Source organism: Streptococcus mitis, assembly GCF_946190285.1.
Taxonomy (GTDB): Bacteria; Bacillota; Bacilli; order Lactobacillales; family Streptococcaceae; genus Streptococcus; species Streptococcus mitis_CP.
Map to the genome: position 1 here is coordinate 576,448 of NZ_CAMHZX010000001.1, position 12,437 is coordinate 588,884.

Consider the following 12,437-nt stretch of genomic DNA (forward strand, 5'->3'; position numbering starts at 1 on the left):
GGTAGACTATTTGAGTAAGTATTGGAAGATTACTCAAGAGGCTTAAGAGGCCGTGTTGGAAACGCGGTAGGCGTGTAACAGCGTGCGTGGGTTCGAATCCCATGTCTTCCGTGGAAAAGAATAATTATTTTGGGGATGCGACAAATGTTGTATCTTTTTTTGTATCCCTTTTTTTAAAAAGAGGGTCTGTTTTAGGGTCTGTTTGTGACTCCTTTGTTGTATCCTTTTTCGCAAAAGAATACCAAGAAATACCAAAGACAAAAATAAAAAACGTTGATTTAACAACGTTTTACCAAGGAATGCAAAAGAATGCAAAGAAATAATGGAGCCGGTGGGAGTCGAACCCACGTCCAAACACCTGCCAACATATTTGTCTACAACCATAGGTTATGTATTAGTTTAACAGTCCCTCGACACATAACTCAAGCCTAGAAACTGCGAGTCTATCAATCTCTTATCAAGCCGCTAGACAAGACTTGATCGTATCTCGCTAATAATAAGACCTGTCATTGAACACGAGCAATCCAAATCGGGTCACGCCTGCTGGTTTTTAGGCAGCTAGAGCGTAAGAAGTGTTATTTTTTGCAGTTATATTTAACTGAGCGTTTACGTCGCCACACGAGTCGCAAAATATGCCTCATAATGCCTGTCGAATCCGTAACGACCCCAAAAGACAGTAAAACCATTATACCTTATCTAACACAAAAATGCAAAAAGGAAATCAAATAACTACAAAAGATAGTCTTTCAAAGCTTTGGTCAAAACTTGATAACCAGTAACACTGAGGTGCAACCCATCAGTTGTATATTCTTTTTTGAGTTTGCCTGCTTGGTCTGTCAAACTATCAAAAACTGGCACAAATTCTACCTGCATATAGGCAGAAGCAAGCTCTTGATAGGCTTGATTCCATTTCTGAATTTTTTCATTCGTGCGGATATAGACTGTCTGCTTGTACTCCTCTCCCTCATTGACTGGCAAAATGGAAAGCAATTTTATCTCTGTCAGTGGATAATTGCGAGCAATGGATTGAATGATTGCTTCGAGATTATTGAGAGCCTCATTCACAGGAACATCCTTTCCGATATCGTTCGTCCCAATCAGAAGGACAATTTTATCTACCGTCCCACCATATAGATGAGCATCCAGATTCTCTAACAACAGCCCTGTCTGATAGCCACGAATTCCTCGATTGACAATTGTCTTTGAAGTCCCAAACAACTCCTGTAGAGGATAATACTCAACAATCGAATCACCAATGAAAAGGATATCAGGCTCTAGAACAGAAACCTGATTTAAGTGACGATACTTGGTTTGGAATTTTTCTTGTTCCTTTAGGAGCCAATTTTCTAATAACTGTACTGCCACTTCATTCTCCTTTTTCTAACCAATTTTCCAAGACTTGATAAACTCCTCCTTGGCTATTGGCTGGCGCTAGAGCCGTCGCAACAGCTTTGGCTTTCTCATCAGCATTTTCCATCGCATAGGCAATTCCAGCCATTTCAAGCATTTCAACATCATTTTCACTGTCACCAAACGCCATGATTTGTTGGGGGTTCAAGTCCCAGCGCTTGAGTAATTCTTCCAAGCCCCATGCTTTATGAATCCCAGCTTGAAGGATATCAATGCAACCATAGCCACTCGATACAGCACGAACACGGCCATCAAAGAGTTCATTGATTTCTTCCAAAACCGAACTCAAACGTTCCTCACCAACAACCATACTCATCTTGAGTACACCACCAAAGAGGTCAGATGTTAACTCATCCACAAATTGCATCCGTTGGTAGAATTTTTCAATCATTTCTGGAGTCATAAAACTTTCAAGGTCTGTAAAAATCGTACCTTCTTTGACAAAACCACCCTTCATAGCCGTCACAACAAACTGCTCCTGACACGCTCGACCCTTGAAATGAGCCAAAGCCTTATCGACAATGGCATCATCCCAAGTCTGAGCCTGAATCAATTCATTGTTTTCAAAAATACGAGCACCGTTTGCAACAACCAGAACCACTCGATCCACCAAGTGCTCCAGTAGTTGCCTCATGCGGTGAATTTCATTGCCCGTCGCGATGACAAAACGAATTCCCCTTTGATCCAACTGATCTAAAATCTTTTCCAAGCGTGGAAGATCCAGCTGGCCTCTAGCATCCAGCAAGGTCCCATCCATATCTGTCGCAATTACTTTAATCGTCATTTACTTTCCTCTGGATTTAAGCTAGTCCCACTTCAATCCCACATGTTCGTTCATTTCTTTATAGGCTGTATCAATTCGTTCCTTAGTCGCTTCATCTAACTGGTCACGATGACTGCCACCCTCGATAAAGTCTTCTAAGATATATGTTTGGTAAAGGAAGAGTGGATAACCTTCTGGAGAATAGGTTCCTTTTGGTGTACGGTTTACCCAAGAAGGATGTGCTTTAGCAGTTTCGATTGTCGTCTTACCAGCCTTTTTCTTAATGGTCACATCCATGAGAACGCCACGCTCTGTCCACTTAGCATTTTCTTCATCTTGCATGGTTTCAATTCGTTGATTGGAAATGAAGTTCCCCATTGAATAGATAATGAGTTTCTTGCCCCCATCCTTTTCAACCGTTTCAGATGGTTCCACAACGTGAGGGTGCCCTCCAAAGATAATATCCGCTCCCCAATCGATCATCTTGTGATAAAGAGCTTTTTGTTCTTCAGTCGGTTCCAATCGATACTCCACACCCATCTGAGGCATGATAATGGTGATATCCGCTTCCTTCTCTGCACGTTCAATTTCAGCCTTCATCTTGTCTTCATTTAGATCTGAAAGATAGCGATTATAATCTTCTTGAGAAATACTTTGCTCAATCCCGTTAAATCCATAAGAATAAGCCAAAAGTGCAATCTTGATACCGTTGACTTCCTTGATAACAAGTGGTGCTTGATCACGTGACTCATGCGTATAGACGCCAATAGGTGTCATTCCTGCCTTTTCAATAGCATCTGCTGTTGAAACCACACCTTCTATTTGTGAATCTAGGATATGGTTATGCGCCAAGTCTAACACTTGATAACCGGCATCCTTGATGGCATCCATAACTTCTCCAGGCGCATTAAAGAGAGGATAACCTGCCAAATAGTGGTCCTTGTTTACAGTACCTTCAAAATCACCTATAATCAAGTCTGCTTGTTTGAGCCATAGCTTCACATAATCAAAATTTTCATGAAAATCATAGGTTCCATCTTCTTTTAAAGCAGAACGATAAATCGGAATATGATAGAGGAGGTCCCCATTGGCCATAATTCTGGCAGTTTTTTCCTCTTCCTGATCTTTGGAATTTTGATTCGTCTTATTAGCTTCTTGAGAAATGGCATCCTTTTTTTGACTAGTCAATGGAATTCCTTGGAAACTTTCACACAACAAGACCAAGCCCATTGATAAAGCAACTGCTAGCAAGAGTATCGCCACAAATCCCTTATTACTCCACTTGCGATAACTCCTAAAAAAGTTTACAAAGCCTCTCACAAAATGAAAAACTGGTCCACGTTTATGTCTATCTTGTCTTCTTTGCATCTTCATTCTCCCTACTTTCTAATGCAAGCCTTTTCTTTTTATTATAACACAGATAAGTATTTCTTTCACAATTGAATTGAACTTCCTATCTATTTTCTATAAATCCTAAAGACTGTAATACTTTCAATCCTTGTCATTTTGTGATATCATGTAGAGGTAATGAAAGGAGAGAAAATGTCTGCTATAGAACGTATTACAAAAGCTGCTCACTTAATTGATATGAACGATATTATCCGCGAGGGGAATCCAACTCTACGCGCGGTTGCTGAGGAAGTCACTTTTCCCTTGTCTGACCAAGAAATCATCCTTGGCGAAAAGATGATGCAATTCCTCAAACATTCCCAAGATCCTGTCATGGCTGAAAAAATGGGGCTCCGCGGTGGGGTTGGACTGGCTGCTCCTCAGTTGGATATCTCAAAACGCATTATCGCTGTTTTGGTGCCTAATATTGTTGAAGAAGGAGAAACTCCACAGGAAGCTTACGACTTGCAAGCTATTATGTACAATCCAAAAATCGTCTCTCACTCTGTTCAAGATGCTGCTCTTGGTGAAGGAGAAGGTTGTCTGTCTGTTGACCGCAACGTGCCTGGCTATGTTGTTCGCCATGCCCGCGTTACTGTTGATTACTTTGACAAAGATGGAGAAAAACACCGTATCAAACTCAAAGGCTACAACTCAATTGTTGTTCAGCATGAAATTGACCACATTAACGGTATCATGTTTTACGATCGTATCAATGAAAAAGATCCATTTGAAGTTAAAGATGGTTTACTGATTCTGGAATAAAGAAAATCCCGTTGCAAGACGGGGTTTTGTGTTATAATAGAGGCATGAAAACAAATGATATTGTCTATGGCGTCCACGCCGTTACCGAAGCTCTACTTGCAAACACAGGAAACAAACTTTACCTCCAAGAAGATCTCAGAGGTAAGAATGTTGAGAAAGTCAAAGAACTGGCTACAGAAAAGAAGGTATCCATTTCTTGGACTTCAAAAAAATCCCTCTCTGAGATGACTGAAGGTGCTGTCCACCAAGGTTTTGTACTACGAGTGTCTGAATTTGCCTATAGCGAGCTAGATCACATTCTTGCCAAAACACGTCAAGAAGAAAATCCCTTGCTATTAATTCTGGACGGATTAACCGACCCTCATAATCTGGGTTCTATCTTGCGAACAGCCGATGCGACCAATGTTTCAGGCGTCATCATTCCCAAGCACCGTGCTGTTGGAGTTACTCCTGTCGTTGCTAAAACAGCCACAGGTGCTATTGAGCACGTACCGATTGCTCGAGTGACCAATCTGAGCCAAACTCTGGACAAACTCAAGGATGAGGGATTCTGGACCTTTGGAACAGATATGAATGGGACTCCTTGCCACAAGTGGAATACAAAAGGAAAAATCGCCCTCATCATCGGAAATGAAGGAAAAGGCATCTCTAGCAACATCAAAAAACAAGTCGATGAGATGATTACCATTCCCATGAATGGCCATGTTCAAAGCCTCAATGCCAGCGTTGCTGCAGCCATTCTCATGTACGAAGTTTTTCGAAATAGACTATAAAAAAAGTTTCCAGTCATCTGATTGGAAACTTTTTATGATTATACTCAATGAAAATCAAAGAGCAAACTAGGAAACTAGCCGTAGGTTGGTCAAAACACTGCTTTGAGGTTGTAGATAAGACTGACGAAGTCAGCTCAAAACACTGTTTTGAGATTGTGGATAGAACTGACGAAGTCAGCTCAAAACACTGTTTTGAGGTTGCAGATAGAACTGACGAAGTCAGTAACATACCTACGGCAAAGCGAAGCTGACGTGGTTTGAAGAGGTTTTCGAAGTGTATTAACTATGTTCTGTGATAAATTTATAGGCTTCTTGACCAGCGATAGCGCCATCTCCAACTGCTGTTGTTACTTGGCGAAGGTCTTTCAAGCGAACGTCTCCAACCGCAAAGATACCATCAACTGCAGTTTTCATGTGGTTATCTGTCACAATCCAACCAGCCTGATCTTGGATATTCAATTCTTTAACAAAATCGCTAAGAGGGTCCAATCCAACATAGATAAAGACGCCACCGAAGGCTTGTTCTGTCACCTGACCTGTTTTCACATTTTCAAATACGACAGATTCTACTCTGTTTTCACCCTTGATTTCCTTCACTACAGAATCCCAGATAAAGCTGACTTTCTCATTCGCAAAGGCGCGATCTTGTAAAACCTTTTGGGCACGAAGTTGGTCACGACGGTGAACAATGGTAACAGTCTTAGCAAAGCGAGTCAAGAAGAGGGCTTCTTCAACAGCTGAATCTCCGCCACCAACTACCAACAAATCTTGGTCACGGAAGAAAGCACCATCACACACGGCACAGTAAGAAACACCACGACTGTTCAGTTCTTCTTCTCCAGGTACTCCCAAAGGACGGTGTTTAGAACCAGTCGCTACGATAACTGTACGAGTTTCATATGTTTGGTCATCGGTAATCACTTTCTTAAAATCACCATGATCTTCTACATTTTCAACATAACCATAGATGTGCTCAACACCAAGATTTTCAAGTGGTTCAAACATCTTTTCAGCCAATTCAGGCCCACTAATATTAGCGTATCCTGGGTAATTTTCAATATCAGATGTATTATTCATCTGACCACCTGGCAGACCACCTTCAATCAAGCCTACTTTGAGATTGCTTCGAGCAGCATACAAGGCTGCAGTCATACCTGCAGGTCCAGCACCGATAATAATAGTATCGTACATATAGATTCCTTCTTTCTTGTTGTAACTATCTTTATTCTAACTCTTTCTTGTCAATCAAGCAAGGATTATGCCTTGAAAACAAGAATTAAACTCATAACCGCAAAGGATAATACTGGAACAACCAAGACTCCAATCATAATCATATCATAGAGATGAGCTTGGCGAGCCTTGGCTGTCTTATCAACTCCCGACATGGCTCTCAGTCCAATCCAAATCCCTAAAAAAATCAGGACAAGGATGGTGGTCAAGATCAAACTCTCGAAATATAAAGAAAATAGTTGCAGTAGCATGATTTCTCTCATTTCTATCTTTTTTAAAGAGTAAACTCAGCTAGTCCAGCTAACTGAGTTTTTCTTTATCTATTATATCAAATATAAGTCCGTTTGTAACTAGCAAAGAATTCTTTTGTCCGTTCTTCTTTAGGATGGTGGATAATCTCATCTGGTGTTCCAGACTCAATGATTTTCCCCTTATCTAGGAATAGAATCTTATCAGCCACTTGGGCTACAAAGGACATGTCATGACTGACCAAAATCATGGTCTGACCTGACTTCGCAGCATCTGCAATAGATTTTTCTACTTCTCCAACCAATTCTGGGTCAAGGGCTGAAGTTGGTTCATCTAAGAGCAAGACATCTGGTTTCATGGCAAGAGCACGCGCCAAGGCAACCCGTTGCTTCTGTCCACCTGATAAATGACGAGGATAATGATTCTCACGATCAGAAAGCCCAACCTTAGCCAACTCTTCCTTGGCAATCTTGGTTGCTTCTTGGTCAGATAATTTCTTAACAACAACCAATCCTTCTTTCACATTATCAAGTGCTGTGCGGCGTTCAAACAAATTAAATTGTTGGAAAACCATTGACAGCTTGCGACGCAGGGCCAGGATTTCTTCTTGAGTGATTTTAGAAAAATCAACTGAGAAATCATCAATCTGAATCGAGCCACTATCAGGTGTTTCAAGATAATTGAGACTGCGAAGGAAGGTTGATTTTCCAGCTCCTGAAGAACCAATCAAGGCTACGACTTCCCCTTTTTGAATATCCAAGTCCAGATGATCCAAGACAGTCTGTCCTGAAAATGATTTACTTAAATTCGAAATCTTAATCATTAACGAAGGTCTCCTTTCACATCTGTCTGCACTGTATCAGGTGCAGAAATAGCCATTTTTCTCTCGATGAAACGACCGAGGCTTTCAATTCCGATATTGACTACCCAATAAACAAGGGCAACGGAGATAAAGCGTTCAAAATAGCGGTAATCAGCTCCACCCAAAATCTGAGCTTGGGCAAAGACTTCCACAACACCCGCACTGAAGGCTAGGGAAGTTCCCTTGGTCAAGCCGATTAGGGAATTGATTAAGGTTGGAGTCGCCACAACGGCTGCATTGGGAATAATCACGCGACGATAAACTTGTGCTCGGGTCATACCCAAACTTCGTGCCGCCTCAATCTCACCAGGATTGACTGAGAGAATGGCTGCACGAATGGTTTCACTAGCATAAGCCGCCTCATTAAAAGCAAAGGCGACAATCGCAAAAGCAGCAGCTGGAATCGCATTGATATTAAGACCTGTTCCCCATTGCTGATTGAGGGCTTTCAAAGCCAAAGGAATTCCGTAGTAGGTCAACATGAGTTGCACCAAAATCGGTGTCCCTTTTAAGAAACTAACAAAGAAGGCCTGCAAGGGATATAAAATCTTGACACGATTGATTTTCACAATGGCAAAAAGAAGCGCCAAAACCAAGCCAAAAAGGGCACCACCAATGGTCAACATAATCGTTGTTGGAAGTTGTTGAACAATTCTTGGAATCCCATCAAAGACCGAACGTAGACTAAACAGCTTGCCATCCGGAATCAATTGCATCAAGTTTTGGTACCAATCTGATGCTAAAATCGTTGTAACATTCATAAAAACATCCTCTCCTGATAATGATTCATTCTACCATACTTCTGCCGTCAATGAAATTATTTGCTACGGTCAGATACAGACTTTGTCTACCTACTAGTTTATCATACTTTGAAACAGGGAGGTTATATATTTTATCTATCAAAGAGATAGATAAAAACTATTTCAATCCCAATTCTTCATAAGGTTTTCGATAACCGATTTGCTTAACAGTTCCATTTTCTACTAAAATGGGGCGTTTTAACAACATACCGTCGCTTGCTAGCAACTGAGCTGCTTCTTGGTTTGACAGACTTCCTACCTTATCTTTCAGCCCTAATTCACGGTATTTGATTCCACTGGTGTTGAAAAATTGCTTCAACTCAAAACCCGAGGTTTCTAACCAGTTTAAAATGACTTCTTGGCTAGGTGTTTCTTCGACGATATGAACGGCTTTATAGTCCACACCGAGTTGGTTTAATTCTTGTTTTGCTTTTTTACAAGTTGAACATTTTGGGTATTCGATAAATTCTAACATGTGTTTCACTTTCTATTGTTTATATCTTTAAAATCTGCACCTTCATGCTCCAAGAGCCAGGCTTTCTTTTCCACTCCTGCAGCATAACCTGTCAGACGCTTGTCTGCTCCTAGCACACGATGACAAGGTACTAGGATAGACCACGGATTGCGTCCTACCGCTCCACCAATCGCTTGAGCAGAAGCCACTTGAAGATCTTTGGCTATTTGTCCATAGGTCACTGTCTGACCATAAGGAATTCCCTGTAAATAGGACCAAACTCGCTTTTCAAAATCTGTTCCGATTGGAGCCAAGGGCAAGTTGGATAAATCCTGAGACTTGCCTTTAAAGTAAGCATCTAAGCAAGTAATAACTGGGTCTAAAATGGGATGACTAACAACTGCTTCTATCGTCTCATCTCCTAGTCCTCTCTCAAAATGCTTCTGCTCCTGCACCCAAATGCCATACAGATATTGCTCGTCGGCAACCAAAGACAAGGTTCCTATTGGCGAAAAGTAGAGCATTTTTACGTACTTCTTTTGCATTATTTCTTCAATTTTTGATAAGCCAAGCGTTCGCCATCAACTGGAACTTTTCCGACCTGTTTAAAACCAAGTTTTTCAAAAATATGTTGCATAGCCTTGTTTTCAGCATGCGTATCTGAACGGAAATCAAGATAGTCAAAACCTTCAATTAAGCCCTCTAGGAAAGTCTGAGCAACTCCCTGTCCCTGCACATCTGTTGCCACAGCGATACGGTGAAAGACTAGGTACTCTGACTCCACAGCTTGCCAGTTGCCTTCATAAATGGCTTCATAGGCTGCCTCTGGACTCTTGGTCACAGCTGCATAAGCTAGTAGTTTACCCTCTTCCAAGGCTACATAGGCTTGACCTGAAATAATATCCTCAATAATAATATCAGCATTTGGATAGCCATTTTGCCACTGGTCACTACCAGCATCTGCTAAACATTTTTTAGCATCTTCCATCACCTGCATGATGGCATCTACTTCATTTGGAAAAGCTAAACGAATCTCCATCTTTTCTCCTCATTTCTGACTAGTTTCTCCCATCATAGCATAATTTAAGCCTTTTCACAAGCAGTTAAAACTTGACTTTCTGTTTTTATTATTTTATAATCTAGTTATCAAAACTAGATAAAAAGGAGTTGGAAATGAAAACTACCTTTTCCTACCCAAAATGGGCAGAAATTCCAAACATTGACCTCTATCTGGATCAGGTTTTGCTCTATGTCAATCAGGTCTGCGCTCCTGTCTCTCCAGATAAAGATAAGGGGCTAACAGCATCCATGGTCAATAACTATGTCAAACATGGTTACCTGACAAAGCCTGACAAGAAAAAATACCAACGCCAACAGATTGCCCGTCTGATTGCTATCACAACCCTCAAATCTGTCTTTTCTATTCAAGAAATAGCCCAGACACTTAATACTCTACAAAGTCAAGCAAGTTCAGAGCAACTCTACGATGCTTTTGTTGACTACATGAACCAAGGAATGGACCCAGCTAACCCTATCATCCAAACCAGCTGCCAAACCGTTAAACTCTATCATCAAACTCTAGACTTAATCCATCATACTCAAGAGGAGGTAATCCAATGAACACCAGTCTTAAACTCAGCAAACAACTCAGTTTTGGAGAGGAGATTGCTAATAGTGTGACCCATGCTGTGGGTGCAATCATCATGCTCATCTTACTGCCTATTTCATCCACCTATAGTTATGAGGCACACGGATTTTTATCCTCTATCGGCGTTTCCATTTTCGTTATTAGTCTCTTTCTCATGTTTCTATCATCCACCATTTATCACTCTATGGCCTATGGTTCAACCCACAAATATGTCTTGAGAATTATTGACCATTCTATGATTTATGTTGCCATTGCTGGCTCTTATACACCTGTCGTACTGACTTTGATGAATAACTGGTTTGGCTATCTGATTATTGCCATCCAGTGGGGAACGACCATCTTTGGTATTCTCTATAAAATCTTTGCTAAAAAAGTCAATGAGAAATTTAGCCTTGCCCTTTACCTGATTATGGGCTGGTTGGTTCTAGCTATCATTCCTGCCATTATCAGTCAAACGACGCCAATTTTCTGGAGTCTCATGGTAACTGGCGGACTCTGTTATACAGTTGGAGCTGGATTTTACGCCAAGAAAAAACCTTATTTCCACATGATTTGGCATCTCTTTATCCTAGCAGCATCTGCCCTCCAATACATAGCCATTGTTTATTACATGTAAAAAAGTTGAGAAATTCAATCTCAACTTTTTTCTTTACACATTTCGATAAAATGCTGGTGCAAGCGCACATCATCAGTCAATTCTGGATGAAAAGAGGTTACCAACATATTTTTTTCTTGGGCGGCAACGATTTGATCTTCAACTCTTGCTAGAATTTCTACATCTTCTCCAACACTGCTGATAATTGGACCACGGATAAAGGTCATTGGAATCTGACCGACTCCCTTACATTCTGCTTCCGTGTAGAAACTTCCTAGTTGGCGCCCATAGGCATTGCGCTCGACTACCATATCCATAGTTCCTAGATGACTCTCTTCCTGAGAAGTAATTTCCTTAGCCAGCAAAATTAAACCCGCACAGGTCCCAAACACCGGTAAGCCAGATAGAATTGCTTCTCGAATGGGAATCAGCATGTCCTGCTCACGTAAGAGCTTGCCCATGGTTGTAGATTCCCCACCAGGTAAGATCAAACCCAACAAGTCACTCTGATTTTGCTGAAAATCCTCTAAATTTCTGATTTCAACACTCTCGACACCTAATCTATCTAGCACTTTTGCATGTTCTGCAAAGGCCCCTTGCAAGGCCAATATTCCGATTTTCATCTATTTTCCTCGCTCAGCCATGAGAATTTGAATTTCATTTTCATTGATACCAACCATGGCTTCTCCTAAATCTTCAGAGATTTGAGCTAGAATTTGAGGATTTCGGAAATTAGTTACCGCTTTGACAATGGCACTCGCTCGTTTAACAGGATCTCCTGACTTAAAAATACCTGAACCGACAAAGACACCCTCTGCCCCTAATTGCATCATCAGCGCAGCATCTGCTGGCGTTGCAACACCTCCAGCCGCGAAGTTTACAACAGGCAATTTTCCATGTTCATGGACGTATTGAACCAATTCTACTGGGACTTGCAAGTCCTTAGCAGCAACATAAAGTTCGTCCTCACGTAAGTTTTGAATACGACGAATTTCCTGATTCATCATGCGCATATGACGAACAGCCTGGACGATATCCCCCGTACCCGGTTCTCCTTTTGTACGAATCATAGAAGCACCTTCAGCGATACGACGCAAGGCTTCACCCAAGTCCTTCGCCCCACAGACAAAAGGAACTTGGAATTCTTTCTTGTCCACATGGAAACGGTCGTCAGCTGGAGATAAAACTTCACTCTCATCGATATAGTCAATTTCAATAGCCTCTAAAATCTGAGCTTCAACAAAGTGCCCGATTCTGACCTTGGCCATTACTGGAATGCTAACCGCTTCTTGGATTTCCTTAATCATCTTTGGATCACTCATACGGGAAACCCCACCAGCTGCACGAATATCAGCCGGAATCCGCTCCAAGGCCATTACAGCTGCCGCACCAGCAGCTTCTGCAATACGGGCCTGTTCAGGATTCTGAACGTCCATGATAACCCCACCCTTAAGCATCTGTGCCAAGTTTTTATTTAGTTCATAACGATTTTCAGTCAT

The 12,437-nt window shown here is 41.4% G+C and carries 17 protein-coding genes, 1 tRNA gene and 1 other RNA gene; 6 read left to right on the plus strand and 13 right to left on the minus strand.

The genetic code is table 11. From position 1 onward, the window contains the following. Positions 1-23 precede the first annotated feature (23 nt). Positions 24-111, plus strand: a tRNA-Ser gene (locus N8L39_RS02740). Further along, complete coding sequence (locus N8L39_RS02745; RefSeq protein ID WP_261039291.1) at positions 111-323, plus strand: hypothetical protein; 213 nt, start codon at positions 111-113, stop codon at positions 321-323. The genes N8L39_RS02740 and N8L39_RS02745 overlap by 1 nt, the downstream gene beginning before the upstream one ends. On the opposite strand, the gene ssrA is transcribed toward N8L39_RS02745, so the two are convergent. The 4 genes from ssrA to N8L39_RS02765 form a co-directional block, all read right to left on the minus strand. Then, positions 321-668, minus strand: a transfer-messenger RNA (tmRNA) gene (gene ssrA / locus N8L39_RS02750). The two genes, N8L39_RS02745 and ssrA, sit on opposite strands and share 3 nt — an antisense overlap. A 61-nt stretch (positions 669-729) precedes the next feature. Then, complete coding sequence (locus tag N8L39_RS02755; protein WP_261009748.1) at positions 730-1,365, minus strand: SGNH/GDSL hydrolase family protein; 636 nt, start codon at positions 1,363-1,365, stop codon at positions 730-732. A gap of 1 nt (position 1,366) precedes the next feature. Further along, positions 1,367-2,194 carry an HAD family hydrolase gene (locus N8L39_RS02760; RefSeq protein ID WP_261009747.1) on the minus strand — a complete coding sequence of 276 codons (828 nt, stop codon included), beginning with the start codon at positions 2,192-2,194 and terminating at the stop codon, positions 1,367-1,369. Between the two features lie 21 nt (positions 2,195-2,215). After that, entirely contained in the window at positions 2,216-3,541 is a 1,326-nt protein-coding gene (locus tag N8L39_RS02765) for a CapA family protein (protein ID WP_306800143.1), read from the minus strand. A 174-nt stretch (positions 3,542-3,715) separates the two neighbouring features. Between N8L39_RS02765 and def the strand changes: the two genes are divergently transcribed. Then, entirely contained in the window at positions 3,716-4,327 is a 612-nt protein-coding gene (gene def, locus N8L39_RS02770; protein WP_045611905.1) for a peptide deformylase, read from the plus strand. 44 nt (positions 4,328-4,371) lie between these two features. Next, positions 4,372-5,100: a 23S rRNA (guanosine(2251)-2'-O)-methyltransferase RlmB gene (gene rlmB, locus N8L39_RS02775; RefSeq protein WP_000855742.1), complete on the plus strand. Its 729-nt coding sequence runs from the start codon at positions 4,372-4,374 to the stop codon at positions 5,098-5,100. Between the two features lie 279 nt (positions 5,101-5,379). Here rlmB and trxB read toward each other — a convergent pair whose 3' ends face one another. The 7 genes from trxB to N8L39_RS02810 all read right to left on the minus strand — a co-directional run bounded on the left by trxB (position 5,380) and on the right by N8L39_RS02810 (position 9,734). Then, positions 5,380-6,291 (minus strand): thioredoxin-disulfide reductase, encoded by a 912-nt coding sequence (gene trxB, locus N8L39_RS02780; protein ID WP_261009746.1) that lies wholly within the window; start codon positions 6,289-6,291, stop codon positions 5,380-5,382. 65 nt (positions 6,292-6,356) lie between these two features. Further along, positions 6,357-6,581 carry a DUF4059 family protein gene (locus N8L39_RS02785; RefSeq protein WP_000926599.1) on the minus strand — a complete coding sequence of 75 codons (225 nt, stop codon included), beginning with the start codon at positions 6,579-6,581 and terminating at the stop codon, positions 6,357-6,359. A gap of 77 nt (positions 6,582-6,658) precedes the next feature. Then, the gene (locus N8L39_RS02790; RefSeq protein WP_000590965.1) at positions 6,659-7,402 is read right to left on the minus strand and encodes an amino acid ABC transporter ATP-binding protein; all 744 of its coding nucleotides are present in this window, start codon (positions 7,400-7,402) and stop codon (positions 6,659-6,661) included. After that, entirely contained in the window at positions 7,402-8,202 is an 801-nt protein-coding gene (locus tag N8L39_RS02795) for an amino acid ABC transporter permease (RefSeq protein WP_001103449.1), read from the minus strand. The genes N8L39_RS02790 and N8L39_RS02795 overlap by 1 nt, the downstream gene beginning before the upstream one ends. Positions 8,203-8,359: 157 nt before the next feature. Beyond that, a complete protein-coding gene (locus tag N8L39_RS02800) occupies positions 8,360-8,716 on the minus strand; it encodes an arsenate reductase family protein (protein WP_000889094.1) in 357 nt (118 codons plus the stop codon). A gap of 5 nt (positions 8,717-8,721) precedes the next feature. Continuing rightward, positions 8,722-9,240, minus strand: a complete 519-nt coding sequence (locus N8L39_RS02805; protein ID WP_261009745.1) for a methylated-DNA--[protein]-cysteine S-methyltransferase — start codon at positions 9,238-9,240, stop codon at positions 8,722-8,724. Further along, positions 9,240-9,734 carry a GNAT family N-acetyltransferase gene (locus tag N8L39_RS02810; RefSeq protein ID WP_261009744.1) on the minus strand — a complete coding sequence of 165 codons (495 nt, stop codon included), beginning with the start codon at positions 9,732-9,734 and terminating at the stop codon, positions 9,240-9,242. The genes N8L39_RS02805 and N8L39_RS02810 overlap by 1 nt, the downstream gene beginning before the upstream one ends. 134 nt (positions 9,735-9,868) lie before the next feature. On the opposite strand from N8L39_RS02810, the gene N8L39_RS02815 reads away from it, so the two are divergent. Then, a complete protein-coding gene (locus tag N8L39_RS02815; RefSeq protein WP_261009743.1) occupies positions 9,869-10,315 on the plus strand; it encodes a DUF1836 domain-containing protein in 447 nt (148 codons plus the stop codon). Continuing rightward, the gene (gene trhA, locus N8L39_RS02820; protein WP_001097978.1) at positions 10,312-10,959 is read left to right on the plus strand and encodes a PAQR family membrane homeostasis protein TrhA; all 648 of its coding nucleotides are present in this window, start codon (positions 10,312-10,314) and stop codon (positions 10,957-10,959) included. The genes N8L39_RS02815 and trhA overlap by 4 nt, the downstream gene beginning before the upstream one ends. Before the next feature lie 20 nt (positions 10,960-10,979). Here trhA and pdxT read toward each other — a convergent pair whose 3' ends face one another. Next, on the minus strand, positions 10,980-11,561 hold the full coding sequence (gene pdxT / locus N8L39_RS02825; protein ID WP_261009742.1) for a pyridoxal 5'-phosphate synthase glutaminase subunit PdxT: 582 nt from the start codon (positions 11,559-11,561) through the stop codon (positions 10,980-10,982). Further along, a complete protein-coding gene (gene pdxS, locus N8L39_RS02830) occupies positions 11,562-12,437 on the minus strand; it encodes a pyridoxal 5'-phosphate synthase lyase subunit PdxS (RefSeq protein ID WP_000138517.1) in 876 nt (291 codons plus the stop codon).

Bases quoted from the DNA above. Each gene is read 5' to 3' on its own strand.
- N8L39_RS02760 (WP_261009747.1), bottom strand. From the start codon at position 2,194: ATGACGATTAAAGTAATTGCGACAGATATGGATGGGACCTTGCTGGAT.
- N8L39_RS02765 (WP_306800143.1), bottom strand. From the start codon at position 3,541: ATGCAAAGAAGACAAGATAGACATAAACGTGGACCAGTTTTTCATTTT.
- def (WP_045611905.1), top strand. From the start codon at position 3,716: ATGTCTGCTATAGAACGTATTACAAAAGCTGCTCACTTAATTGATATG.
- rlmB (WP_000855742.1), top strand. From the start codon at position 4,372: ATGAAAACAAATGATATTGTCTATGGCGTCCACGCCGTTACCGAAGCT.
- trxB (WP_261009746.1), bottom strand. From the start codon at position 6,291: ATGTACGATACTATTATTATCGGTGCTGGACCTGCAGGTATGACTGCA.
- N8L39_RS02785 (WP_000926599.1), bottom strand. From the start codon at position 6,581: ATGCTACTGCAACTATTTTCTTTATATTTCGAGAGTTTGATCTTGACC.
- N8L39_RS02790 (WP_000590965.1), bottom strand. From the start codon at position 7,402: ATGATTAAGATTTCGAATTTAAGTAAATCATTTTCAGGACAGACTGTC.
- N8L39_RS02795 (WP_001103449.1), bottom strand. From the start codon at position 8,202: ATGAATGTTACAACGATTTTAGCATCAGATTGGTACCAAAACTTGATG.
- N8L39_RS02800 (WP_000889094.1), bottom strand. From the start codon at position 8,716: ATGTTAGAATTTATCGAATACCCAAAATGTTCAACTTGTAAAAAAGCA.
- N8L39_RS02805 (WP_261009745.1), bottom strand. From the start codon at position 9,240: ATGCAAAAGAAGTACGTAAAAATGCTCTACTTTTCGCCAATAGGAACC.
- N8L39_RS02810 (WP_261009744.1), bottom strand. From the start codon at position 9,734: ATGGAGATTCGTTTAGCTTTTCCAAATGAAGTAGATGCCATCATGCAG.
- N8L39_RS02815 (WP_261009743.1), top strand. From the start codon at position 9,869: ATGAAAACTACCTTTTCCTACCCAAAATGGGCAGAAATTCCAAACATT.
- trhA (WP_001097978.1), top strand. From the start codon at position 10,312: ATGAACACCAGTCTTAAACTCAGCAAACAACTCAGTTTTGGAGAGGAG.
- pdxT (WP_261009742.1), bottom strand. From the start codon at position 11,561: ATGAAAATCGGAATATTGGCCTTGCAAGGGGCCTTTGCAGAACATGCA.
- pdxS (WP_000138517.1), bottom strand. From the start codon at position 12,437: ATGACTGAAAATCGTTATGAACTAAATAAAAACTTGGCACAGATGCTT.